Origin of the sequence: Xanthomonas vesicatoria ATCC 35937, assembly GCF_001908725.1 — a bacterium.
GTDB classification, from domain to species: Bacteria; Pseudomonadota; Gammaproteobacteria; order Xanthomonadales; family Xanthomonadaceae; genus Xanthomonas; species Xanthomonas vesicatoria.
This window is the reverse complement of the sequence record NZ_CP018725.1, coordinates 4,070,379-4,096,173: the sequence shown is the minus strand read 5'-3', so window position 1 is coordinate 4,096,173 and position 25,795 is coordinate 4,070,379. Positions and strand designations below refer to the sequence as shown.

At 60.4% G+C, this 25,795-nt stretch carries 17 protein-coding genes and 4 tRNA genes; 2 read left to right on the top strand and 19 right to left on the bottom strand.

Annotation, left to right across the window (positions count from 1 at the left end; all coding sequences use genetic code 11):
* Positions 1–41: 41 nt before the first annotated feature.
* The 12 genes from rpoB to BJD12_RS17720 all read right to left on the bottom strand — a co-directional run bounded on the left by rpoB (position 42) and on the right by BJD12_RS17720 (position 10,058).
* On the bottom strand, positions 42–4,193 hold the full coding sequence (gene rpoB / locus BJD12_RS17775; protein WP_039423924.1) for a DNA-directed RNA polymerase subunit beta: 4,152 nt from the start codon (positions 4,191–4,193) through the stop codon (positions 42–44).
* A gap of 293 nt (positions 4,194–4,486) precedes the next feature.
* Entirely contained in the window at positions 4,487–4,852 is a 366-nt protein-coding gene (rplL, locus tag BJD12_RS17770) for a 50S ribosomal protein L7/L12 (protein WP_005993341.1), read from the bottom strand.
* 55 nt (positions 4,853–4,907) lie between these two features.
* On the bottom strand, positions 4,908–5,441 hold the full coding sequence (rplJ, locus tag BJD12_RS17765) for a 50S ribosomal protein L10 (protein WP_005993339.1): 534 nt from the start codon (positions 5,439–5,441) through the stop codon (positions 4,908–4,910).
* 541 nt (positions 5,442–5,982) lie between these two features.
* Positions 5,983–6,681, bottom strand: coding sequence for a 50S ribosomal protein L1 (rplA, locus tag BJD12_RS17760; protein WP_005993337.1), 699 nt, complete (start codon positions 6,679–6,681; stop codon positions 5,983–5,985).
* A gap of 3 nt (positions 6,682–6,684) precedes the next feature.
* Positions 6,685–7,113 (bottom strand): 50S ribosomal protein L11, encoded by a 429-nt coding sequence (gene rplK / locus BJD12_RS17755; RefSeq protein ID WP_005993334.1) that lies wholly within the window; start codon positions 7,111–7,113, stop codon positions 6,685–6,687.
* Between the two features lie 197 nt (positions 7,114–7,310).
* A complete protein-coding gene (gene nusG, locus BJD12_RS17750) occupies positions 7,311–7,868 on the bottom strand; it encodes a transcription termination/antitermination protein NusG (RefSeq protein WP_005993332.1) in 558 nt (185 codons plus the stop codon).
* 13 nt (positions 7,869–7,881) lie between these two features.
* The gene (gene secE / locus BJD12_RS17745) at positions 7,882–8,289 is read right to left on the bottom strand and encodes a preprotein translocase subunit SecE (RefSeq protein WP_005993330.1); all 408 of its coding nucleotides are present in this window, start codon (positions 8,287–8,289) and stop codon (positions 7,882–7,884) included.
* A gap of 49 nt (positions 8,290–8,338) precedes the next feature.
* Positions 8,339–8,414 (bottom strand) — tRNA-Trp (locus tag BJD12_RS17740).
* Positions 8,415–8,522: 108 nt separating this feature from the next.
* On the bottom strand, positions 8,523–9,713 hold the full coding sequence (gene tuf, locus BJD12_RS17735; protein ID WP_074059437.1) for an elongation factor Tu: 1,191 nt from the start codon (positions 9,711–9,713) through the stop codon (positions 8,523–8,525).
* 47 nt (positions 9,714–9,760) lie between these two features.
* Positions 9,761–9,836: transfer RNA gene (locus BJD12_RS17730), tRNA-Thr, on the bottom strand.
* 33 nt (positions 9,837–9,869) lie between these two features.
* Positions 9,870–9,943: transfer RNA gene (locus BJD12_RS17725), tRNA-Gly, on the bottom strand.
* Positions 9,944–9,972: 29 nt separating this feature from the next.
* Positions 9,973–10,058, bottom strand: a tRNA-Tyr gene (locus BJD12_RS17720).
* A gap of 433 nt (positions 10,059–10,491) precedes the next feature.
* Between BJD12_RS17720 and BJD12_RS17715 the strand changes: the two genes are divergently transcribed.
* Entirely contained in the window at positions 10,492–11,652 is a 1,161-nt protein-coding gene (locus tag BJD12_RS17715; RefSeq protein ID WP_058564039.1) for an STY4528 family pathogenicity island replication protein, read from the top strand.
* 969 nt (positions 11,653–12,621) lie between these two features.
* A complete protein-coding gene (locus tag BJD12_RS17710) occupies positions 12,622–13,485 on the top strand; it encodes an integrase domain-containing protein (protein ID WP_005988794.1) in 864 nt (287 codons plus the stop codon).
* A gap of 79 nt (positions 13,486–13,564) precedes the next feature.
* On the opposite strand, the gene BJD12_RS17705 is transcribed toward BJD12_RS17710, so the two are convergent.
* From BJD12_RS17705 to ychF, 7 genes are all read right to left on the bottom strand, one after another.
* Positions 13,565–15,643 (bottom strand): UvrD-helicase domain-containing protein, encoded by a 2,079-nt coding sequence (locus BJD12_RS17705; RefSeq protein ID WP_005988795.1) that lies wholly within the window; start codon positions 15,641–15,643, stop codon positions 13,565–13,567.
* Complete coding sequence (locus BJD12_RS17700; protein ID WP_005988796.1) at positions 15,643–18,579, bottom strand: site-specific DNA-methyltransferase; 2,937 nt, start codon at positions 18,577–18,579, stop codon at positions 15,643–15,645. The genes BJD12_RS17705 and BJD12_RS17700 overlap by 1 nt, the downstream gene beginning before the upstream one ends.
* Position 18,580: 1 nt before the next feature.
* Positions 18,581–21,685, bottom strand: a complete 3,105-nt coding sequence (locus BJD12_RS17695) for a BPTD_3080 family restriction endonuclease (protein WP_074059436.1) — start codon at positions 21,683–21,685, stop codon at positions 18,581–18,583.
* On the bottom strand, positions 21,682–21,825 hold the full coding sequence (locus tag BJD12_RS17690; protein ID WP_005988798.1) for a hypothetical protein: 144 nt from the start codon (positions 21,823–21,825) through the stop codon (positions 21,682–21,684). Before BJD12_RS17690 ends, BJD12_RS17695 begins: the two co-directional genes overlap by 4 nt.
* 7 nt (positions 21,826–21,832) lie before the next feature.
* Positions 21,833–22,879, bottom strand: a complete 1,047-nt coding sequence (locus BJD12_RS17685; RefSeq protein WP_005988799.1) for a Fic family protein — start codon at positions 22,877–22,879, stop codon at positions 21,833–21,835.
* Positions 22,880–23,226: 347 nt separating this feature from the next.
* Positions 23,227–24,438, bottom strand: a complete 1,212-nt coding sequence (locus tag BJD12_RS17680) for a tyrosine-type recombinase/integrase (protein WP_039423408.1) — start codon at positions 24,436–24,438, stop codon at positions 23,227–23,229.
* A gap of 196 nt (positions 24,439–24,634) precedes the next feature.
* Positions 24,635–25,726, bottom strand: a complete 1,092-nt coding sequence (ychF, locus tag BJD12_RS17675; RefSeq protein ID WP_005988802.1) for a redox-regulated ATPase YchF — start codon at positions 25,724–25,726, stop codon at positions 24,635–24,637.
* Positions 25,727–25,795 lie beyond the last annotated feature (69 nt).

The window sequence follows — 25,795 nt, the reverse complement described above, 5'->3', positions numbered from 1 at the left end:
CGGATCCCGGCAGCGCATTGCGGCGCCGGGACCCGTCTCGATCACTCTTCCAGTTCCATGTTGATCGCCAGCGAGCGGATTTCCTTCACCAACACGTTGAAGGATTCCGGCATGCCCGCGACCATCTCGTGCTCACCATCGACGATGTTCTTGTACATCTGGTTGCGGCCCTGCACGTCGTCGGACTTCACCGTCAGCATTTCCTGCAGGGTGTAGGCCGCGCCGTAGGCTTCCAGCGCCCAGACTTCCATTTCGCCGAAGCGCTGACCGCCGAACTGCGCCTTGCCGCCCAGCGGCTGCTGGGTGACGAGCGAGTACGGGCCAGTCGAGCGTGCATGCATCTTGTCGTCGACCAAGTGGTTCAACTTCAGGTAGTGCATGTAGCCGACCGTGGTCTTGCGATCGAACGCCTCGCCGGTGCGACCGTCGTACAGCTGGGTCTGGCCGCTCTGCGGCAGTTCGGCCAGTTCCAGCATGCGCTTGATTTCCGCTTCGCTGGCGCCGTCGAACACCGGGGTGGCCATCGGCACGCCATCGATCAGGTTCTTGCCCAGGTTGAGCAATTCCTCATCGCTGAACTGCGACAGATCCACGCGCTGTGCATTGATCGCATTGTCGTGGTTGTAGATGTCGTCCAGGAACTTGCGCAATTCGCTGACCGCCGCCTGGGCTTCCAGCATGCGCTGGATCTTGCGACCCAGGCCCTTGGCGGCCCACCCCAGATGCACTTCCAGAATCTGGCCGATGTTCATGCGCGACGGCACGCCGAGCGGGTTCAGCACGATGTCCACCGGCTCGCCGGTGGCCATGTACGGCATGTCCTCGACCGGCACGACGTTGGAGACCACACCCTTGTTGCCGTGGCGGCCTGCCATCTTGTCGCCCGGCTGGATGCGGCGCTTCACGGCCAGGAACACCTTGACCATCTTCAGCACGCCCGGTGCGAGGTCGTCGCCCTGGGTGATCTTGCCGCGCTTGTCGGCAAACCGTGCTTCGAATTCCTTCTCGTGCGCCTGGATCTGCTTCTGCGCGCGTTCGATGGCATCCGCGGCGTCTTCGTCCTTCATGCGCAGCTGGAACCAATCGGACTTCTTCAGCCCGTCCAGGTACGCGTCGGTGACGTTGTCGCCCTTCTTCAGGTTCGGACCGCCGTTGGCGACCTTGCCCACGATCTGCGAGCGCAGACGTGCGTAGATGGCCGCTTCCAGGATGCGGAACTGGTCGTCGAAGTCCTTTTTGACGCGCTTGATCTCGGATTCCTCGATCTGGCGCGCACGCTTGTCCTTCTCGATGCCGTCGCGGGTGAAGACCTGCACGTCGATGACGGTGCCGTCCATGCCCGGGGGCACGCGCAGCGAGCTGTCCTTCACGTCGGACGCCTTCTCACCGAAGATCGCACGCAGCAGCTTTTCTTCCGGAGTCAGCTGGCTCTCGCCCTTCGGCGTGACCTTGCCGACCATGATGTCGCCGGCGCGCACTTCCGCACCGATGTACACCACGCCGCTCTCGTCCAGACGGTTCAACGCCTGCTCGGACACGTTCGGGATGTCGGCGGAAATTTCCTCCGGCCCCAACTTGGTGTCGCGCGCAACGCAGGTCAATTCTTCGATGTGGATCGTGGTGTAACGATCCTCTTCCACCACGCGCTCGGAGAGCAGGATGGAGTCTTCGAAGTTGTAGCCGTTCCACGGCATGAACGCGATCAGCATGTTCTGACCCAGCGCCAGCTCACCGATGTCGGTGGACGGGCCGTCGGCCAGCACGTCGCCGCGCGCGATCACGTCGCCCACGTTCACCAGCGGACGCTGGTTGATGCAGGTGTTCTGGTTGGAGCGGGTGTACTTGATCAGGTTGTAGATATCCACGCCGGCATCGGTGCCGCCGCCGATTTCTGCCTCGTTGACCTTGACCACGATGCGGGCCGCGTCGATCTGCTCGATCACGCCACCACGCAACGCATTGACGGTCACGCCCGAGTCGCGCGCAACCGCACGCTCGATGCCGGTACCCACCAACGGCTTCTGCGAACGCAGCGTCGGCACGGCCTGGCGCTGCATGTTGGCGCCCATCAGTGCACGGTTGGCGTCATCGTGTTCCAGGAACGGCACCAGCGCCGCGGCAACCGACACGGTCTGCATCGGCGAGACGTCCATGAAGTGCACTTCGGCCGGCGGCTTCAGCAGCGACTCGCCCTGGAACCGGCACGGCACGAACTGCTCGGTGAGCATGTTCTTGGCGTCGGTCAGCGCGTTCGCCTGGGCGATCACGTACTCGTTTTCCTCGATCGCCGACAGGTACTCGACGTCGTCGGAGACCTTGCCGTCCAGCACCTTGCGGTACGGCGTCTCGAGGAAGCCGTACTGGTTGGTGCGGGCGAACACGGCCAGCGAGTTGATCAGGCCGATGTTCGGACCTTCAGGCGTTTCGATTGTGCAGACGCGGCCGTAATGGGTCGGATGCACGTCGCGCACTTCGAAGCCGGCGCGCTCGCGGGTCAGACCGCCCGGGCCCAGAGCGGAGACGCGACGCTTGTGCGTCACTTCCGACAGCGGGTTGTTCTGGTCCATGAACTGCGACAGCTGCGAGGAGCCGAAGAACTCCTTGATCGCCGCGGCCACGGGCTTGGCGTTGATCAGTTCCTGCGGGGTCAGGCCTTCGGATTCGGCCATCGACAGGCGTTCCTTGACCGCGCGCTCGACGCGGACCAGGCCCACGCGGAACACGTTCTCGGCCATTTCGCCGACCGAACGCACGCGACGGTTGCCCAGGTGATCGATGTCATCGACCACGCCGCGACCGTTACGGATTTCGGTGAGCACCTTGATCACTTCCAGGATGTCGGAGGTGTCGGTGTGCTCGGCGACCAGACGCTTGGATTCCTCGTCGTTACGCTCGGCAAAGTACTTCTTGTCGTACAGCACCGACTCGCCCAGCACTTCCTTGCGGCCAACGCGACGGTTGAACTTCATGCGGCCGACCGTGGACAGGTCGTAGCGCTCGAAGGTGAAGAACAGGTTGTGGAACAGGTTCTGCGCGGCTTCCTTGGTCGGCGGCTCGCCCGGACGCATCATGCGGTAGATCTCGACCAACGCTTCCAGCTGCGTCTTGGTCGGATCGATGCGCAAGGTGTTGGACAGGTACGGACCACGATCCAGGTCGTTCACCCACAGGGTGCCGACCGCATCGACGCCGGCCTTGCGGAACGCAGCCAGCTGATCTTCACTGATTTCGTCGTTGGCGTTGGCCAGCAGCTCGCCGGTCGAACCATCGACCACGTCGTGCGACAGGATGCGGCCGACCAGGTAGTCGTCCGGCACAGCCAGCGCGGCAACGCCCGCAGCTTCCAGCTGCTTGACGTGACGCGCAGTGATGCGCTTGCCCGCTTCCACGATGACCTTGTCGCCATCGGCCAGGTCGAAGTTCAGCGTTTCACCACGCAGACGCTCCGGCACCAGCTCCAGCTGCACGCCTTCGTCCGGATTGATGTGGAACGTATTGATCTCGAAGAACTCGGCCAGCATCTCTTCGTTGCTGTAGCCAAGCGCACGCAGCAGGATCGACACCGGCAGCTTGCGGCGACGGTCAATACGGGTGAACAGCGCGTCCTTCGGGTCGAACTCGAAGTCCAGCCAGGAACCGCGGTACGGAATGATGCGAGCGCTGTACAGCAGCTTGCCCGAGCTGTGCGTCTTGCCACGGTCGTGGTCGAAGAACACACCCGGCGAGCGGTGCAGCTGCGACACGATCACGCGCTCGGTGCCGTTGACGATGAAGGTACCGTTGCCGGTCATCAGCGGGATTTCGCCGAGATAGACCTCCTGCTCCTTCACGTACTTGATGGCCTTGGTCGACGACTCGCGGTCGTAAATCACCAGGCGGACGGTCACGCGCAGCGGCGCGCCATAGCTCATGCCACGCTGACGGCATTCACGCTCGTCAAACACCGGCTGACCCAACTTGTAGCCCACATACTCGAGCGCAGCGTTGCCGCTGTAGCTGGAGATCGGGAACACCGACTTCAGAGCAGCATGCAGACCGAGGTCCTTGCGCTTGGTCGGCTCCACGTCTTCCTGCAGGAATTCACGATAGGAATCCACCTGGATGGCAAGCAGGAACGGCACTTCGAGAATCGAGCGCTGCTTACCGAAATCCTTGCGGATACGCTTTTTTTCGGTGAACGAATAAGACGTCATGAGGTCTTCACCCTAGGCTGCGGGGGCCACGTCGCGGCGGCCCTGAAATAACAAAATTGTCAGTTGGAAGTCGCTGGTATTGCCGGCACCAGCACGCCTTCTCCTGCTACTTCCAACTACCAACTCGGTGAGGCCGAGATTGGGACGGACGAGATTGAGATGGGCAAAGATTCTTCCGAATCCCGAATGCCGCCCGTCAAATCCCTGCTTTCCATCAACGGCCAAAGGCCGGGGGCTTTGGGCCCCCAGCCTTCAGTGCATCACCATGAAACGCTGGCGATGCAAGATGCTGCTTACTTGACTTCGACGGTCGCGCCGGCTTCGGTCAGTTCCTTCTTGATCTTCTCGGCTTCGTCCTTCGACGCGCCTTCCTTCAGGATGCCACCGGCTTCGGTCAGATCCTTGGCTTCCTTCAGGCCCAGGCCGGTCACGGCGCGGACGGCCTTAATGACGCCGACCTTGTTGGCGCCGCAGTTGACCAGCACCACGTTGAATTCGGTCTGTTCTTCGACCACAGCGGCCGGGCCAGCTGCAGCGGCAGCGACCGGAGCGGCGGCAGAGACGCCGAACTTCTCTTCGATGGCCTTGACCAGCTCCATCACTTCCATCAGGGACTTCTCGGCGATGGCGTCGACGATCTGTTCGTTGGTAAGGGACATTGTGATTACCTTTTAGAAATTGATTCTGGAATGGTTTCTAGCAGACGCTAGGACATCAAGCTTCGGCAGTCTCGGCGACCGGCGCGGCGGCTTCGTCGCCACCACCCTGCTTGTCGCCAACGGCCTTGACGGCACGGGCGAACATGGCAGCCGGTTCGGACAGCACGCGGGCCAGCATGGCCAGAGCCTGATCGCGGGTCGGCAGCGAAGCCAACACGTCGACGTGGCTCGCCGGGAACAGTTCCCCACCGATTGCCACAACCTTGGCCTGCAGCTTGTCGTTGCTCTTGGCGAATTCCTTGATCAGGCGACCGGCAGCGCCGGGCTCCTCCATCGAAAACGCATACACCAAAGGACCAACCAGCTTGTCAGACGCGACAGCAAATTCGGTACCTTCGACGGCACGCACGGCCAGGGTGTTCTTGACAACTTTCAAGAACACGCCGGTTTCGCGGGCCTGCTTGCGCATCGCGGTCATCTGGGAGACCGTGGTGCCAGCGTATTCGGCGGCGATCAGGGAGTGGGCCTTGGCGGCGATGTCTGCCAGCTCGGCGACTACTTCTTGCTTCTGGGACAGATTGAGAGCCATTGCACTCCTCCGTTAAAGCCGGGATTGGTGATTGGTGATTGGTGATTCGTCGAAAGCCATGAAGCAGCTCCTGCAAATCCCCAATGCCGAATCCCTAGTCCCGCTTCAAACTACTCCGCTCGCGGCTCCTGCCGGTTGCGGTCCAGGGCAGCTTCCTTCCTGGAAGCCGGGAACATCGACCGATGTTCCTTTGGTGGCCGTTCTAGACCTGGAGTGGACTCATCCGGGAAATCCCAGAAGCGCGTAAACCAGAAAACTCCAGAAGGGCGACACCATCTACGCCGGCCAGTTCGAAACGAACCAATTAAGCGATCCCGCTGCATCGACGGCGACTCCATGCCAGTGCGAGCATCCCTGCCCGTCGTCGATCTGCGCTGACCGCGCCTGCGGTCTTTGACGGCTACCGCCGGACATGCCGGCGATCGCCTTCAAAATGTCCGTTACCCCAAAGGAGGGAACGGACTCCCAGCACACGGTGACCCGGGCCGGAAAAACAATGCGGTACTGCACACGTCAGGCGAATGACGCCCGACGCATTCGATTACTTCAGCGACAGGCTCGACTGATCAACCGTCACGCCCGGGCCCATCGTCGAGCTGACCGATACCTTCTGCAGGTAGGTGCCCTTCGAGGTTGCCGGCTTGGCCTTGACCAGATCCAGCAACAGCGCCTGCAGGTTCGACTTCAGCGCTTCGTCGTCGAAGCTGGCCTTGCCGATGGTGCAGTGGATGATGCCGGCCTTGTCGGTGCGGTAACGCACCTGGCCCGACTTGGCGTTCTTGACCGCTTCGCCCGGGTTCGCCGACACGGTGCCGACCTTCGGATTGGGCATCAGGCCGCGCGGACCCAGCAGGGTGCCGAGCTTACCGACAACGCGCATGGCGTCCGGGGTCGCGATGACCACGTCGTAGTTCAGGTCGCCGGCCTGCATCTTCTCGGCCAGGTCGTCCATGCCCACTGCCTCGGCGCCTGCGGCCAGGGCTTCGTCAGCCTTGGCGCCTGCCGGTGCAAACACCGCAACGCGCACGCTCTTGCCGGTACCGGCCGGCAGTACGGTCGAACCGCGCACCTGCTGGTCGGACTTCTTGGCGTCCACGCCCAGGCGCACGGCAACGTCGATCGACTCGACGAACTTGGCCTTGGTGGCGGTCTTCAGGATCTTGATTGCGTCTTCGAAGGCATAGCTCTTGCCCGGAACGACAGCGGCCGCAATGGCCTTAACGCGCTTGTTCTGTGCCATGTCTTAGCCCTCCACCGTCAAACCCATGCTGCGGGCGGTACCCGCAATCGTGCGAACTGCCGCTTCGAGCTCGGCTGCCGTCAGATCGGCTTCCTTGGTCTTGGCGATCTCTTCCAGCTGCTTGCGCGTCACCTTGCCGACCTTGTCGCTGTTGGGACGTTTCGAACCGGACGTAACGCCCGCCGCCTTCTTGAGCAGCACGCTTGCCGGGGTGCTCTTGGTGACGAAGGTGAAGGTACGGTCGGAATACGCGGTGATGATCACTGGCGTCGGCAGACCCGTCTCCAGCTTGGAAGTCGCAGCGTTGAACGCTTTGCAGAATTCCATGATGTTCAACCCGCGCTGACCCAGTGCAGGGCCGACCGGCGGTGCAGGATTGGCCTGACCGGCCTTGACCTGCAACTTGATGTAGGAAGTTATCTTCTTAGCCATTTCAATACTCTCCGGGTGCTATCGCCTGACAACAGGCTCCCCATCGGACCGGGAGAATCACGCGTCCCGGCGTCGCGTTGTGTAAAACATGCAGATGGCCGCCATGCGGCAGCCATTATTTCCCGGCGGTCGCCAGGTGAGCGAGCCGCGCACTATAGCAGCATTTGGAGAAGGCGCCTAGCAGGCGCCCGCTCAGGTCAACCCTTCTCGACCTGGCCGAACTCGAGCTCGACCGGCGTAGATCGACCGAAGATGAGCACGGCGACACGCAAGCGGCTCTTCTCGTAGTTGACTTCTTCAACGACACCATTGAAATCGTTGAACGGACCATCGGTGACACGCACCATCTGACCGGGCTCAAACAACACCTTCGGACGCGGCTTCTCGACGCCGTCCTGCACACGCTGCAGAATCGCATCAGCCTCTTCGTCGCGAATCGGCAATGGGCGATCTGCGGTACCGCCGATGAAACCCATCACCTTGGAAGTTTCCTTCACCAAGTGCCAGCTTTCATTGTCGATGCGCGGAATGCCGGCTTCTTCGTGGGTTTCGATCTGCACCAGCACGTAGCCGGGGAAGAACTTGCGCTCGGACCGACGCTTCTGGCCGGCGCGCATTTCGATGACTTCCTCGGTCGGCACCAACACGTCACCGAAACGATCTTCCATCTCGGTGCGGACGATGCGATCGCGCAATGCCTGCGCAACCGATTTTTCAAAGCCTGAATAGGCGTGAACGACGTACCAACGCTTCACTGCTTGATTCTCCTCAACGAGCCAGGAACCACTGCGTGAGCTTCTGGATGACGAAGTCGAAGCCGCCCAACAGCAAACTCAGAATGATTACAACAACAATGACAACCCAGGTCGTGCGAATGGCTTCCTGACGGGTTGGCCAGACCACCTTGCGCAACTCAAACCTGGATTCGGACATGAATTCGCGGGTTTCCCGGCCTTTGCCGGTCCCCAGGAAGACAAATGCACCCGCTACCAACCCAACGATGACAGCCAGCGCACGCAACTGCGGCGTCCAGGCTCCCAACTGCGTGGCACGCTCCGGCGCAGAAAACCAGAACCACACAAACAAGCCCGCAACCACCAGGATCGCGGAGAGAACGTATTTCACAATATCAGCGCTCGCAGACGCGCTCTTGGAAGGCTCGATTTTGCTATTCATCCGGCTCTAGTTACCGATCTGACCCGAATCGCTGGGCCGGAAAGAGGAGTGGCACGCCAGGAGGGACTCGAACCCCCAACCTGCGGTTTTGGAGACCGCTGCTCTGCCAATTGAGCTACTGGCGTATGTACTCGTTTACCGCAAACCCTAAGACAACGAAGGCGGACCGCGGTTCAGCCGGCCCGCCATTCGCGCAAATTCGGCGACCGAAGCCGCCGAACTGCAAGTGGTGCTTACTTGATGACCTTGGCAACCACACCGGCGCCGACGGTACGGCCACCTTCGCGAATTGCGAAGCGCAGGCCTTCGTCCATCGCGACCGGGTTGATCAGGGTCACGACCATCTTCACGTTGTCGCCCGGCATCACCATTTCCACGCCTTCCGGCAGCTGGCAGGCGCCAGTGATGTCGGTGGTACGGAAGTAGAACTGCGGACGGTAGCCCTTGAAGAACGGGGTATGACGACCACCCTCGTCCTTGGACAGCACGTAGACTTCGGCTTCGAACTCGGTATGCGGCTTGATCGAACCCGGCTTGCACAGCACCTGGCCGCGCTCCACGTCGTCACGCTTGGTGCCGCGCAGCAGCAGACCGGCGTTGTCGCCTGCCTGGCCCTGGTCCAGCAGCTTGCGGAACATTTCCACGCCGGTGACCGTGGTCTTCTGCGTGTCGCGGATACCGATGATTTCGATTTCGTCGCCAACCTTGATGATGCCGCGCTCGATACGACCGGTCACCACGGTGCCGCGACCGGAGATCGAGAACACGTCTTCGACCGGCATCAGGAACGGGCGATCGACGTCGCGGGTCGGATCCGGAATGAAGCTGTCCAGTGCATCGACCAACTTCAGGATCGCCGGCACGCCGATGTCGCTCTGATCACCGTCCAGCGCCAGACGCGCCGAACCGTGGATGATCGGGGTGTCGTCGCCCGGGAAGTCGTACTTGCTCAGCAGCTCGCGCACTTCCATTTCGACCAGCTCGAGCAACTCGGCGTCGTCGACCATGTCGGCCTTGTTCAGGAACACGACGATGTGCGGCACACCGACCTGACGCGAGAGCAGGATGTGCTCGCGGGTCTGCGGCATCGGGCCGTCAGCGGCCGAACACACCAGGATCGCGCCGTCCATCTGCGCCGCACCGGTGATCATGTTCTTGACGTAGTCGGCGTGGCCGGGGCAGTCAACGTGGGCGTAGTGGCGGTTCGGGGATTCGTATTCGACGTGCGCGGTCGAAATCGTGATGCCGCGCGCCTTCTCTTCCGGTGCTGCGTCGATCGCGTCGTACGCCTTGAACTCGCCACCGAAACGCTCTGCACCGATCTTGGTCAGCGCAGCGGTCAACGTGGTCTTGCCATGGTCAACGTGACCGATGGTGCCGACATTGACGTGCAGCTTGGTGCGCTCGAATTTAGCTTTTGCCATGGGTGCAAGTTCTCGGTAATCGTTTGGAGTTTAAGACGATTGAGTAATGGTGCTCACGAAAGGAATCGAACCTTCGACCTCCTCCTTACCAAGGAGGTGCTCTACCGACTGAGCTACGTGAGCGAGTTTTGCATTATGCCATGCATTTGCGTTCAATGGAGCGGGAGACGGGAATCGAACCCGCACCATCAGCTTGGAAGGCTGAGGTTCTACCGTTGAACTACTCCCGCGCCGGGAACTGCATGCCACAACATGAAACTGGTGGAGGGAGGTGGATTCGAACCACCGAAGGCGTAAGCCAGCAGATTTACAGTCTGCCCCCGTTGGCCGCTTGGGTATCCCTCCAGCTTTTACTACCGGACCGTAGCGCTGCGAGGCGATTCGGTTCGGGGTGAAGCAGCCCGTTATTTTGTTGTGGGACGCACCCGGTGTCAACAAAAATTTTGAACTCTTCGTCACCACTGAATACGCGCGACGCTCACCGCCGCGCGCAACGGATCAGACGTTGATCACACGTTTAAACGTTGATCGGTCGGCAAAGTCCCGTGAGCACTAGGTTTCGCGGAGAAATCGGGCCACGGCCTTTGCAGGAATCGCTGGAAGTACCCCCAGTTGTACCCCCATAGGGGGATAGATCAGTCTGGATGCCGGTGCCAGCGCTGCGCGTGGCCGGATAAAACGGTTATGGCGCAGACCGCATTGTTGGCTGACGTGATGCTTGGCGCGCGATGAGATGCAGGGGAACGGGCCGCTGCGGCCCATACCCTGGAGACCTCTCATGGCAGACCATCACACCCGTCACAACCCGCCGGGACAAGACACCCTGTTCGCTACGCCGGCCTCGCTCATGCTCGATGCTCGCCTCACACCCCTGGAACGTAACGGATGGCAGGTGCTGCGCATGCTGCGCGCTGCCGAGGGTATCAGCCCGCTGGCGAACCTGGGGCAACTGCGCCGCTATCTCACCTCTACCCCACTGGGCCAACGTGCCGGATACGAAACGGCTTGGCGCGTTCTCATCGTGCTTCGGCTGACAGGGTGGATCAGTCTGGTGGGCCAGCACCGCGACCCTCTGACCGGCCATGTGCTCAGCGAGCTGTATCAGGTTCACGAAAGCGCCCTGGACTTCCAGCAGGCCTGCGCGCTCGATGCCAGTCTGCCCGCGCTTCTGCAAGCCTCCATCGGTCACGAAAACAACCAGGTGGATCGGGTGACCATCCACATCCAGGCAACGCAGCCGCAGGCGCCTGAAGCGGCTTCCCTCGCGGCCCACGATCAGGGCCACGACGACGATGATTTGCCCCCTACGCCACCGCCGCCACAAGTGAACCAGACGGCGGGCCAGGCACCATCGGCCGGCGGTTCTGCTGGCAGCACGGCTGTTCCGCAACAGACCGGACACGAACGCCAGATGACGGCTGAGCAAGGCAGTACGTATAAGACGTATATGTATAAAAAAGAACGTACGTACCGCGCGCGCGAAGATGACGGCTATCCCGCATCGCGGCCGGTGGATTTGCCGCCTTGCCTGAGCAATGCCCAGCCAGATCAACAGAAGGACGTGCAGGCCGCCTTGCGGCGGCTACCGCCGCAACATCGCCAGGAAGTGCTGGACGAATTGCAGGCACGCAGCCAGAGCGGCACCGTGCGCAATGTCGTGGCCTACTTCTTCGCCTTGGTGAAGCGCGTTTTTTCGGGCGAGTTCCGCCTGTGGGCGGGACGCAAGCAGGTAGTGCCTACCCCTGAGCCTGCCGGAAGTCGCGCTGCCGCCTCCACCCGCACCGAAGCCGATCCTGAACTTGCGGCGCAACCAGCATCGCGTGAAACGGCGCTGGCGCACATCGCCAATATCCGCAAGATGCTCCACGCGCCGATGAATGCGGGCAATCTTGCCGCACAGGTGATGCAGGCCCGGGGATGGCGGCCTCGCCCAGCCTAGTTCGCCTTGCCTTCGCGGGCTGCGGCCTTGACCAAGAGGCGCTGCCTCTTGGAACGCCGTTCTCGCCGAAGGGCAAGGGTGCAGGGGGAAGAACATCCCCCTGCACCCAGCCGGTAGGCTGGTGCGCTGCATGGACGTCAAGGGTGCGCTGCGGCTTGCGCGCCCGCCATTGACCCCCACTGCGCGCGAAACCCGCTCGGAATCATGGCGCGCCTTGGATGCCGTGCGATCCGCTTCATGCACAAGCTGCCTGTGCAGGAGTGGCATGGGCACCATGCCGCCCCTGCGCAGGTAGCCGACAAGGCGAACGCCGCGTCAGTGCCGCAGGCAGGGGCATATCCACATCTGCCGCAGCGCCCTTCGCCCGGCACAGGCAAGCCGAAATGGGCCGTCACTGCAAGCCGCAGTGACGGCCCCGCACAAGCCAGCAACAATGCGGGCGAACGCCATATTCTATTGTGTGCGGCAGACGTGATGATGGCCGCATACACTGACCGGGAGTTGCCAAGACCGATGGGCTTTGTACATCGGCAACCCCAACAGCGCAGGTTCCTGCAGGCGCTGGCCCAACAGGGTGGAACCGCCCCAGGTATGCCCAGGCCCCGATCGCATACCGGCCCTACCCATGGGCGGAGCCTTCTTCCTCAGCTTGCCATCATCCCTTGCGCGCCGCCTGGCGCACTGTCCCTTGCGGCCATCATCCGTACGCAATGCACGGGGTTCCCGCCGCTTTTTCTCATCCCACTCACTTCAAAGGAGGACTCATCCACGCTGACAGCTTGTTCATCTCGCACGACCTCCGTCCGGCCTTCCAGCAGGAAGCAAGACGGATGCCTCATTCGAGGCTCTGGTGTCTCCTGAACACCATGCCCTTGCCCTCACGGGATCTCGCCCTGGCGAGTTGGCACCAACACTAACCGATTGAGTTTCAGGACAACGCACTACGGCGCTTTGCCGGGAGGCCGGACGATGGACGACTTGACCTATACCCTGCGCCAGCTTTGCCAGCGCAACCGTGACGGCAGCTACACCACGCAGGCCGACCGGATGCGTTCGCTGTCGCTGGCCGCGTGGCAACTGCGCGAGGCCGGTTTCCGGCAGATGAAGGCATCGTCCCTCAAAGGCAAGCACGTCCAGGCGCTGCTGGAGCGCTGGCAAGGCGAAGGTTTGTCATCCGGCACCCTTAAGAACCGGCTCTCACACCTGCGCTGGTGGGCTGAGAAGATCGGCAAGGCCGGAATCCTGCCAGCGGACAACACGCAGCTTGGCGTGCCCGAGCGCCGCTATGTCACCAATATCAGCAAGGCCCAGGAACTGGGCACAGGTCTTGACCGGGTCACCGATGCCCACGTGCGCATGAGCCTTCAGCTACAGGCGGCCTTCGGATTGCGTCGAGAGGAGGCGATCAAGTTTCAGCCCAGCTACGCGGATCGTGGGGATCACATCGCCCTCAAGGGATCGTGGACGAAGGGCGGTCGGGAGCGAACTGTGCCCATCACGACAACAGAGCAACGCGATGCGCTCCAGGCTGCACACTGTCTGGCGGGCGCAGGGTCATTGATCCCGGCAGACAAGACTTTCATCCAGCAGCGGCACGTCTACGATGGTCAGTGCAAGGCGGCGGGGCTGAGCAATATGCATGGGCTGCGCCATCGGTATGCACAGATGCGATATGAAACACTAACGGGGTGGAAGTCACCGGCAGCAGGCGGGCCTGGCACGGCCCAACTCGACCTATCGCGACGCCTGGCCGACCAACATGTCCGGCAGCAGATCAGTCGTGAACTCGGACACGAGCGGGTGAAGGTGACAGCTATCTATCTGGGGAGCTAAGGTCGCACGCTGCGCAAGCGCCTGGGGTAACACAGCCTATGCACTCCGTCACCGCCTGGCGCATCCAATACGCGCATAGTTACTTTTGCAGTAGATCCCCCAGAAATTCCGACTCGGGATTCACCGCTGAGACATGCAATTGATCGCGGGCACGGGTACAAGCCACATATAGCAACTGGCGCTCAGTGTTGTAGATTTCGGTCAGCTCGGCCTCGTCAGCGGCAGTGTCGATGCGCGCCTGTGAAGGAATGATTTCATCATCGCAGGCCATCACCGCGACCACGCGGAATTCCATGCCCTTGGCCAAATGCATGGTGGTGATGCTGACGAAGCCCTCTTCCGTCGCCATGTCCTTGCCAAGCACGCGCCCCTGTAGGCCAGCGGCCTTTACTGCCGCCTGTGCGCGAGACAGTTCGCTTTCGGATCGGACGAAGACGCCGATTTCCTGTGGCAGCACGCCACTGCTGTTGCACTGCTTCAACCATACACCGACGGCTTGGCTTTCCGTCAGGGCACCGGCATAGCCACAGATGGTCGGCTCCGGCCCATTGAACACGGAAATCGTGCCCTTACGGCTTTCGACGTTTCCATCCACATCGGATACCTCGGGGCCGAGTAGACGATCGGCCTGCGAGCGAATCTGGTGTGAGGTGCGGTAATTGATACTGAGCGTACGCGAGCGACCACGCACATCAACGCCAAGATGTTTCCATGAGAATGGCGTCTGGAAGATGCGTTGGCCGAGATCGCCGGCGAAGAAGAGTGCGTTGGCTCGGTTGCCGGCAATCGCCGCAAGGAAGCGCAGTTGTTGCACGCTGATGTCCTGAGCCTCGTCCACCACGATGTAATCGAATACCGGATGCTTGCGCTTGGGTATGGCTTCGGCAAGCTTGGCGAACATTTCGGCGGTAGTGATCTTGCCGGCCTGTTTCAATTGCGCCTGCACCTGGGCGAACACCTGCCAATACAAGGCGCGCTGCGCTTCCGGCAGGCGCGTCTTTCGGCCCAGCCGCTTGGCATCGCGGTAAGTCTCCCAGTCATCGACCTGCCAGGTGTCCACCACATCCTCCCATTCGGACAGCAGGAACGCAGCATTGGCTTTCAGGCCACCGACCTGCGCGGCAGCGGCCCTCAGTAGTGCGGAAATCTCATCGCGGCCAACGAATGCCGGCTTGCCGAATTCCGCCGAATACAAGCGAATGCCGATGGCCTCCATCGCAGCGACGTCGATGCGTTCACCGAGTTTGGGGGTATTCCAGATCAGCCGGTACAGATTGCCCCGCAGCGCATTGGCGAGCGTATCGGAAAACGTGGAAAGCAGCACGCGCGCGTCCTCGTCCTTACGCGCCAGGTATACGGCGCGGTGCAAGGCCACCACGGTCTTGCCGGTACCAGCCGAGCCGGACACGCGCGCCGCACCGTTGTAGTTTCGATCGATCAGTTGACGCTGTGCCGGATGCAGGAACACTGTCCACTTGTCCCACGGGTACTCCAGGGCGCGGGCCAACTCGTCCATATCGGACATCACGCGGAAGCGACGTTGTGCGTCCGGATGTCGGAATGGATCAGCCCCCTTGTCCGCCACTTCCGGCAACGCCGGCGTGCCACCGGTTGCCAGTTCGAGCAGGGATTCCGCCGCTTCGCCGGGCAGGTGGTTGGCTAGTTCCAGCAGCGAATCCTCGTCGGCAGCCTTTACATCGGGCAGCCATTCCTGCGGCACGCCATAGGCCAGCAGTTGCGCATCGCCGTATTTCGCGAACAATTTCGGCTTCTGCTGCGCGGCCGGCGTACTGTCCTCGACGTACTTCGGAACGAGGACTTCTTCGACACGCTCGCGGATTTCGACGAGTTGTGCCGCACCGGTGGTTGGATGCACTTCAAGCTTGCGTCGCTCTGCCCATTGATAGGCCCTGTCGTGGTGATCGACGTAGCACAGCAGCAGGCTGCCCGCTGTCTTGTGGGCAATCAGACGGATGTCGCGGCTAACGCGCACCGACCAGAAATTCGGGTCTTTGGATCTGTCGAGCTTATGAAAGCTCATGCCCTTGCCGCTCGGATCAACCTGCAAATCGAATGCAGTGGTCTTTGCAGCCTTCTGCTCATCACCGGTCAAGCGGCCGAGGCTGGTAGTAAACGTATCGGCGATGCGGAATTCCATCAGTTCACCTTAAATACCTTCATCACCTCATCGCCGAGGTGATTAATGACCTTCACCGCAAACCGGCCGTTGCTCGGCTTCGGGAAGGGGCGCGAGGTGTCGGAGTTGAGTGTCGCCCAAGCGTCGGGGTCGATTTCAGCCTTTAGCGTAGTCTTCAGCGCCTTATACGGATCGTTCGCGCCGAGGAAGTAGGCATGGCGGACGAAGAAGGATTCCTCGTTGTAGTCGGTGTCCAAAAACCAGCAGGCGATGCCGTCCGCGCCGTCACTGCGGACTTCGCCGGTGCTGGGGTGGAACACGTCCACGCCGTTGATACGCACCACTAATTGTTCGTCGGCAGGCACCTCGATGACGTCACGCTTGCCATCGTATCTGCGGATGCTGCGGCCTTGCGTGTCCAGCACGTCCACATCCGGCTCGCCAAAGATGACGAACAGGTTGCCCTTGCCGGTGTTCTTCAGGTCTTCGGCCATGTGCAGGTCGGCGTTCATGCGCGCCTTGAGCACGTGGATGCGGCCGAGCTTGCTGAACTCACTGGCCGGCGCGTCATAGTTGAAAGCGCAGGCGATGAGCACGTCGAAGTTGGCATCACCTGCCTCGCGGGCGGCATCGACCAGGTCAGCACGGGTGACGGTGCCGAACTCGGGGCCGACCAGAATGCCGGCACGCTTTACCTGTCCGTTTTCAAGATAACGGCCTTCAGCGCAGATCAAGTCACCGGGCCACGGTTCCAGTGAGGTGAATTCGATCTTGTCAGCTTTGTGCGCCTGCTGCACGCCGGCGGTGCGCAGATTGGCGAGGATTAAGCTGGCGAAGTCCTGGCCGTATTGGGCCTGGGTTTCGGCCACGTGGTCGATCAGCTCGTCTTCTTCGTCCACACCCAGCACGCGGTGCGGGCTGAGCGATTCCACGGTAAAGGGGCCGGCCACGCGCACCTTCTTCTTGTCCTCGTAGGGTTTGTTGTAGAGATACTCGAACTCGGCCTTGGCGACGATGGACGCGTCAATCTCCTTCTGGCGGGCGATGCATTGCTGCCACCAATCGACGTGCAGCTTTTTCGCAGCCTCGCTCCATTTAGCGTCGGCATCGCGCGGGATTTCCCATTCCTGCCAATGCTTACCGAGCGCCTTGTTCAAGTCTGCGCGCAGCGGCTCCAGCATGGTCTGGAACTCGTCCCAGATGACGTCGATTTCGGCGTTATTGGCGATAGACTTAAGCGTGATATGCGGTACCCGCTCATAGACGAATCCGTGGGCGATGTTGCCGTATGTGGGCTGGCTGGACGGCACGCTACGCGTGATCTCGGCTTCCTTTAACTGGCCTTCGCGGGAATCAGCGAGCAGGTAGAACGGATAGCGCGCGCCCATGATGCGGGCACGGGCCAGTGCCAGCGCGACGCGGCTGGTGTCAGTCGTGATCCAGCGACGCCCCCATTGTTCAGAAACCGTTGCTGTGGTTCCCGAACCACACGTTGGATCGAGAACCAAATCACCCGGATCAGTAGTCATCAAAATACAACGCTGAACCACCAAAGAGTCGGTTTGAACAACGTAAATTTTCGGATCTGAATTTGAAAACCCCGCACTCCCTGTATCCAGCCACTGTGTCGAATAGGATTCAACAGAAAAATCATCAAAATACCGTATGAAATTTAGTTGAGAACCGAGTCCAAATAAGCGTTGAGATTTCCACAAGTTGTCCAATCCTTGTGGATTTGTGGTCTTCCAGTGACGATGCGCACCGCAATCGTAATTTTTCCCACGAAAACTATATATGCGATCTTCAGGTTTTCCTGGGTCACCCGAAACGCAGAAACTCAACTGCGCTAGCTTCCAGCCCTCTGGAATTGAGCTAGCATCCGACTTTTCGTTTACTGTAGCGGAACGTGCCACTAAGGTATCGGACGAAACAAGATATTTATAGCTTTTCAACTCAGTCATATCTTTTTTCTGAAAAATAGGTCGATACTTTATTTTTTCTTTATCGCGCGCAAACCAAACCAAGAAATCATTTTCTGTTGGCAACAAATTGGATGATGTTCTAGCCGTCTTTCGGAATATTATTTCCGCACAGAAATTCTGTTCACCAAACACTTCATCCATCACAGCCCTGACTCGGTGGAGATTCTCGCCGCCAATCTGCACGAAAATAGAGCCGGATTCGGTCAACAAATCCCGTGCCACCATCAACCGGTCGCGCAGATACGTCAGATACGAGTGAATGCCGTCACGCCACGTATCGCGGAAGGCCTTGACCTGCTCGGGTTCGCGGGTGATGTGGTCGGCGTTGCCGTCCTTCACGTCCCGGCTAGTGGTGGACCACTGGAAGTTGCTGTTGAATTTGATGCCATACGGCGGATCGAAATAAATGCATTGCACCTTGCCACGCAGCCCTTCGCGCTCGGCCAAGCTGGCCATCACCTGCAGGCTGTCGCCCAGGATGAAGCGGTTCTGCCAGTGGCCCTCATGCTGGTAGAACTCGGTGCGGTCCGCTCCTTCGGGCAGGCCGTTGAAATCGCCGAACAGGTCCAGCGTGTCCTGCTGCGGTGCGGCGGCTTCGCGCCGTTCTTCGGTTTGGCGGCGCAGGTCGTCGATCAGCGCCTTGGGCTTGACTTTTTCCTGGATGTAGAGCGGCGGCGCGTTGACGACCAGATCGCTCCAATCCTGCTGGTCCTTGCCGCGCCAGATCAGTTGCGGATCCAGATCGCGGTTGAGCCGCTGCTGGAATTCCGGGGACACCTTGTCGCCGTCGTGCAGCGCGCACAGTTCCGTCAGCCAGTGCCGGTTGGCGCGCGGATAGGCCACCTTAACCGGCGCCTGCTCGTGCTGCTGCATCACCGACTGGTGCTCCACGGTCGGGATGTTCTTGCGTTTGGCCTCGGGGTGCGTGATCTGCTCAATGCTCTTGCCGGGCTTCTGTGTTTTCTTAGTTGCCATCTCAGTGTTCCTTGTTTCCCGGCGCGGGCACAGCCGATTCAATCATTTGGTTGAACTTCGCTTCGACCTCTTTAGCAAAGTCATCCTGCATTTCGTACACATCGCCGAACTCGGCGAAGGCCCAACGGCCGTGTGTGCCGAGGTGATTCACGCCGGGAATCCAATAGGTGTCCATGGTGGATTTTTTCTCCTTCGCATCCTCTCGCCGGTAGCCCTTAATCTCGACTATCAGGTTCAGTGGATCGTTCTTGCCGCGACCATCGTCCACTTGCACGATGAAGTCCGGGAGATAAATGCGGTTGGCCGAACCAAAGCGGTAGGGCACTTCCAGGCCGAAGTTGTGGTTCTTTGTGTAGGCCAGCACTTTGGGATGCGACTCGGCAACTCTGCAGAATTCACCTTCCCAGCCGCTGTCCAGGATGACCCAGTTGACGTGGTTCTTCGGCTGGTTGTCCACGCCGAGGGTTTCCCAGCGTTCTTCGCGCGAGGTGTTGAAGCGCACATGCGCAGTACTGCCAGTTGCGTTGAACGGGTCGAGGATGGCCTTGACCTGCCGGCCCTTTTCCAACTCGTGCTTGACGATGCCGCGGGTGATCTTCTGGCAGGCCAGGTCTGCCAGTTGACGATGCATCAACTGTGCCGGGTAGGTGCCGCCCTTGCATTCCAGGCATTCGTCCAACCATTGGCGCACGATGCGTTTGAGCTGGCCGAACAAAGCAATGGGCGCATCCTGGCCTGACTCGCGCCAATGCCTGAACAGTAGATGCGTGGTCAATTCCATCAGCAGGGTGGACTGGCGCACGTCGCTCAGGTGTTTGATGTCCAGTTCCACGGTCTCGCCGATGATGCCGGCGTTGTGGGTCCTGGTTGGCACTTCATCCGGTGTCAGCGTCAGGTGATCGTCGGTGCCGAAGGCTGCCTCCAGCCGCTCCTCCGGCAGTTCCACGCGATAGCCCTGCACACGCGGGAAACGAATTTCCAGGTGGTCGCGCTGCGGGCGCAGCGCCTTGACTGTGACGGTTTCGCGGGGTTTGGGCGGGGTGACAACGACCGGCTTGGCGGTGAAATCGAAGGGAATGCCGAATACGTCGGCGTACTCCACGTCGAACAGGCCTTGCTCGTTCAACTCATAGGACTGTCGGCGCAAGGCTCGGCCTATCACCTGCTCGCAAAGCAACTGGGTACCGAAGGCACGTACGCCGAGGATATGGGTGACAGTGTTGGCATCCCAGCCTTCGGTGAGCATGGATACCGACACCACACAGCGGATTTGCTCACCCAGGCGGCCCTGCTTACCAACGGTGTTCATCACCTCGCGCAGCAGTTCGCTGTCGCTGAGGTTTTCGGCCTGGCGGCGGTCGCCGGTGCGCTCAATGATCTCGCGCTTGAAGCGTTCGATCTCATCGGCGGCCATGCCCCGGAAATTATCGTCCAGTGCCTCTCCGGATTCGAGCTGCTCGCTGTCGATCAGCAGAGTGTTCGGGCGTGCCAGTGGATTGCCATGCTCGTCGAAGTTGCGGAACAGCTCCAATCGACCAGCCTGGTAGCTGACACTGTCATCGTCATTGCGACGCTCGAAACCGGAGATGTAATCGAACACCAACTTGGAAGTGGCGGTGTTGTTGCACACCAAGATGAAGCATGGCGGCACCTTGATGCCGGCTTGCTGCCAGGCTTCGTAGGTTTTGACGTAGTGGCCGTAGAGGGCTTCGAGTGCGGTCTCCAGGGTTCTGGGAATGGTCGATGGGTCGATCTGGGCGTTCTTGCCTCGGCCCTTCTTCGGCATTGCTTTGCCGATGTGCTTCCAAAGGTCACGGTAGATGGGCATGTCCGCGCCGGGAATGTTGTCAGCCACCGGCACGCGCGGCAATTTGACGATGCCGCACTCGATGGCATCCATTAATGAGAAGTCGCTCATCGTCCAGGGGAACAGCGTGCCTTCCACGTAGCCGGAACCGGCTAGGAAGAATGGCGTGGCCGAGAGGTCAATCACCTGTTGCAGGCCCAGCTTGCGGTTCACGGCTTCGAGGCCAGAGATCCACAGGCGCGCGGCTTCGTTCTCGTCCTTGACGTGCTCCTTGGCGGCTTTGAGGTCATCGCCAGTCAGGGGGTTGCCCTTGTCGTCAATGAAGTCGTCGTCGGAAGCGGGCTTTTCACGATAGCAATGGTGCGCCTCGTCGTTGATGGCGAGGATGTTCTTTAGTCCCATTAATTCCGGCATGACCCGCTGAAGCATCTGGCCTTCGGTTTCTTGCGTGTCCAGCTCGCTGCCGGTGCGGCCTTGCAGCAAGCGACGGCCGCCCTTGGACAACTCCATGCGCTCCCGCAGTTTGAAAGCGTGGTAGTTGGTGATGATTATCTTGGTCTTGTCCAGATCCGCCAGCATGTCGCGGGGCACGATCTCGCGGCTGGCGTAATAGCTGTCCGCATCATTGGGCAGCAGCACGCGCAGACGATCCTTGATGGTCAGGCCAGGGGCGACCAGCAGGAAGCCTCGGGTGAATTTCTTGCTCTGCGGATGGCGCACGGCATTGACGGTCTGCCAAGCGATGAGCATGGCCATGACCGTGGTCTTACCAGCACCGGTGGCCAGCTTCAGCGCCAGACGCATTAAGCCGGGATTGGCATCGTTGCTGGCCTTTTTCAGGTGATCGAGGAAGCGCTCACCGTTCTTGCCAAGCTGCGGAGCGACTTCGGTCAGCCAGATGGCGGTCTCGGCTGCTTCGACTTGGCAGAAGAACGGGCGCACACCGGCGAACTTGTGGTTGCGCCAATGTTCCAGTAAACGCGCTGTTTCGGGGGTGACGCGCCACTGCGCTGGTGGCAAGCGACGCCAAGCATCGACCTCGCGCCGCACCGAATTGATCAGTTCAGAGTGTCGGTAGCGCTGCCCGTCGTTAGACAGGTTCTCAACTTCGTCCAGCGCCAGAGTAGTCTGCTCACCATGGTGCCGGCGTGGTTTTGGAATCGGGCTAATGAAGCTGGATGCTCGGCGAGATTCGACGATTTGCTGTGTAGGTTGCCCCTTCTCGTCGAGCTCCCAGTGCAAAGATGGGTAGCCGTATGGAGAATTGAGAATAGGCTGCTTAAAGAACTGGTCACTCACTTCTTCAGTCCCCTGATATGTAGGCTGTTTCGGGGCAAGTCAAAGCACGATGCCGCGATCTTCAGCCGTGCCGCTGGCCGAATGGTTTGCTTGAGGTTGTCACCCAGCAAGCGGCTGATGTTTCCGATCAGTTCCACCATGATCCCCTCACCCTTGCTTGATCCATTTCGCCCCTCGTCCTTTGCCTGTTGACTCGATCAATCCCTCTGATTTCATTGCCCGCAGCACCAATCGCACCATGTCCCGGCTCACGCCTGGGCAGGCTTCCTCGATCTCAGAAATTGAAAACGGTAGGGTGCGGCCCAGGACTTCCGCTCGCACCCGGTCGCCTTTACTGCCACGGCCACGCTCAATGGTGCCGACACGCTCCTCGAACTCGCGATAGGCCCGTAGCAAAGCACCCCAGAAGTAATCAAGCCAAGGTTTTACGTCGTGCTGCCCCTGGTGCCAGCCCTGAGAGCTGGCTTCCAGCGTCTCGTAATAGCCTTCCTTGGTATCTTCGAAGATGCGTTCCAAGCTGATGTAGCGACCCACGGCATAGTCAAAGTGGTAAAGCAGCAGCAAGGTTAGCAAGCGAGACATGCGGCCGTTGCCGTCGGGAAACGGATGGATGCACAGGAAGTCGAGCAATGCCAGCGGCGTCAGCACCAGAGGGTCGGCCAGGTGCTGGTCCAGTGCGGTGGCGTACCGCCCTGTCAGATCAGTCATGGCCATCGGCGTCAGGTATGCAGCGACTGGCTGGAAGCGTAGCCGCGACGTGCCGTCCGGGTGACGTTCGATGATGTCGTTGTTGGTAGCCTTCCAGCGTCCGCCAGCCTGCGGCATATAGCGATACAGCAGGGTGTGCAGTTGCACTACCACGCCCTCACTGAAGGGCATGTGCGCGGCCGATTCGTGGATCAGCGCCAGGGCATCACGGTAGCCGGCGATCTCCTGTTCGGAACGGCTCTTTGGCGTTGCGTTACGGATGACCAGAGACTTCAACCGCGAGGGTGCAACGACAACACCTTCCAGCCGGTTGGATGACTCGGTGGACTCCACCACCGCGATCTGGCGTAGGCCTTTCAGGGCTTCAGGCGACTGCGCAGCATAAAGCTGTTGCTTGCCCTGGTACTCGCCCAGTGAGCGCAACGTGGCAGCCTGGGTGCCATCGAAGCGAAGCGCGGCAAGGTACTCGGGTGTGAGCGAGTGCATGGAAATGTAAGCTCAGGCCATCTAAATGGGGTAATCATAGCCATTAAAAGGGGCATTGTCTCTAAAAATACCTCATTGCAAGTGTCTGATTACCCCATTTTCTGAACGCAGGATTGGTCGTGAGGGGCCGGCATAGCGGACCAGGAAGGAAATGGGTGACATAAATCTTAAAAAGGGGAATCAAGCACTGATTGCCCCATTTACCCCATTCTTTACCCCATTCCCCACGCCTAGCCTTCGGCAAAGGCAAATGGCAAGGGAACGGTACGCAAGGGACAAAGGCCTTATCCAGAAAAGGAAAAGGCCGCCCCTGTCGATTCGCTCTGCAACACCCAGCCAAATCGCCCCTATGCCGTGACGCTGCCTTCCGCCGCACTCAGATAGTCCGCCCAGTCCTGCAACAGCGTTCTTCTCTGATCCAGCAGCAGCGCCTTGTTGTACGTCGCCCGCACTTTATTGCTTTCCACGTGGGCAAGCTGCCGCTCAATCGCATCAGGCCGGTATCCGTTCTCATTGGCCCAGGTCGAAAAGGTTGTCCGCCAGCAGTGCGGCGTCGTACCCCGGCCCAAGTTCATGTCACGCATCGCATAGGTGAGCCTATTGGGCGTAGTAAAGCCCTTTCCGCTGCGGTGCGGAAACAGATAGCGCCCGCCACCCGTGATGTGCTGCAAGTCTTTCAGCACCGCTATGGCCTGCGTGGACAACGGACTGACATGGTCACGCCGCGCTTTCATTTTCGCCGCAGGCCGACGCCACAGTGCATCCTCAAAGTCGAACTCATCCCATTCGGCATCCGCCGCTTCCCCTGGACGGCAGGCGGTCAGCGCAATCAGACGTAGGCACAGCGAGGTTTCCGGATAGCCCCGGTAGCCACGCAACTCCTGATAGAACTTCTGGATTTGCTCTCGCGTCATCGCCGCCTTGCTCTCGCTGAACGGCACGCGCAGCAGCCCGCGCAGACTGGGAATCGGATTGGCCTCGACCAAACCACGCACCACCGCGAACTCGAAGATGGCCGAAAGATCGCCTTTGACATGGATGGCCGCCCACGCGCCATGAGCTTTGCATTCCTCCAGCAGCGGGCGGATTTGCTTCACGCCAATGTCGCTCATCGGCATCCCATCGAACTTGGGCGACAGGTACTTCCTGACGCGGGATTCTTTCGTGCGGTAGGAACTGAGCGCAAAGACTGGCTTGATCTCGGCCAGGTACGCCTGCGCCACCTTGGCGAACGAGCTTTCCTTTGCGCGCTTGCGTTCCTCCAGCGCTTCGAGGTTGCGCTGCTTGACCTGCTGCCGCTCATGTGCGGGATGGATGCCTTGCTTGACCAATGCGCGCGCAATCTCGCGGGCCGCGCGCGCCTCCGCAAGGCTTACTTGAGGAAAGCCGCCAATAGCAAAGAGGTTCTCTTTGCCTTGCAGACGGTACTTCCACCGCCAGAGCTTGCCGCCGGTGGGCTTGACCAGCAGGAACAAGCCCCCGCCGTCTGATAGTTTCCAATCTCGATCAGTCGATTTGGCCGACCTGACCTTGAGGTCAGTGAGTAGGTTTTCGGGCATCGTTGGACTCCACTGCGGGGAAAAGTACCCCCACGGTTGAACACGAGTACCCCCAACGCTACCCCCGAATTTTTCAGACCTCGATGAACAATAGGAACGCTCAGCAGACCGTATTGTTTACGCAACCCATTGATTTCAAATGGGCCAGCCTGTCCACCAAGCGCTACTGAGCGCCACCGAGATCCAGCAAAAATCGTCAGACGTTGAAACGGAAGTGCAACACATCGCCTTCCTGGACCCGATATTCCTTGCCTTCCAGGCGCAGACGCCCCGCGTCGCGCGCACCCGCTTCGCCGCGATACTTGATGAAATCGTCGAAGCCGATGGTCTCGGCGCGAATGAAGCCTTTTTCGAAATCGGTATGGATGACCGCAGCCGCCTGTGGCGCGGTGGAGCCAGCCCTGACCGTCCAGGCGCGCACCTCTTTGACGCCTGCAGTGAAGTAGGTCTGCAGGCCGAGCAGCTTATAGGCCGCACGAATGACGCGATTCAGGCCGGGCTCGCTCAGGCCGAGATCGGCCAGGAAGGTGTCGCGATCTTCGTCGTCGAGCTGGGACAGCTCTTCTTCGATGGCGGCCGAGACCGGCACCACTTCTGCACCTTCGGTGGCGGCATGCGCACGCACCGCGTCCAGGTGCGGATTGTTTTCAAAGCCGTCTTCCAGCACGTTGGCGATGTACATCACCGGCTTGAGCGTCAACAGGAACAAATCGCGCACCAGCGCCTTCTCTTCCTCGTCCAGACCCGCCGCACGGCCGGATTTGCCGTCGGCCAGCGCGGCCTGCAGCTTGGCCAGCACCGGCTTGCGTGCCGCCGCGTCCTTGTCGCCGCCCTTTGCGCTGCGTTCGGCGCGATTGAGCGCCTTTTCCACGCTGTCCAGGTCGGCCAGCGCCAGCTCGGTATCGATGGTCTCGATATCGCTGATCGGGTCGACCTTGTTGTTCACGTGGATGACGTCGTCGTTTTCGAAGCAACGCACCACGTGGGTGATCGCATCGACTTCGCGGATGTGCGCCAGGAACTTGTTACCCAGGCCTTCGCCGCTCGCCGCACCGGCCACCAGGCCGGCGATGTCGACGAACTCGACCGCCGTGGGAATCAGCTTCTGCGGTTTGACGATCTCGGCCAACTGGTTGAGGCGCGGATCCGGCACCGGCACGATGCCGACATTTGGCTCGATAGTGCAGAACGGAAAATTAGCCGCAGCGATGCCCGCCTTGGTCAGCGCGTTGAACAGGGTCGACTTGCCGACATTGGGCAGGCCGACGATGCCGCATTTGATACCCATGGGTTTTCCAGTGAATGGAGAATCGGGAATCGGGAATGGCAAGAGCAGCGCCTTGTCCATTCCCTATTC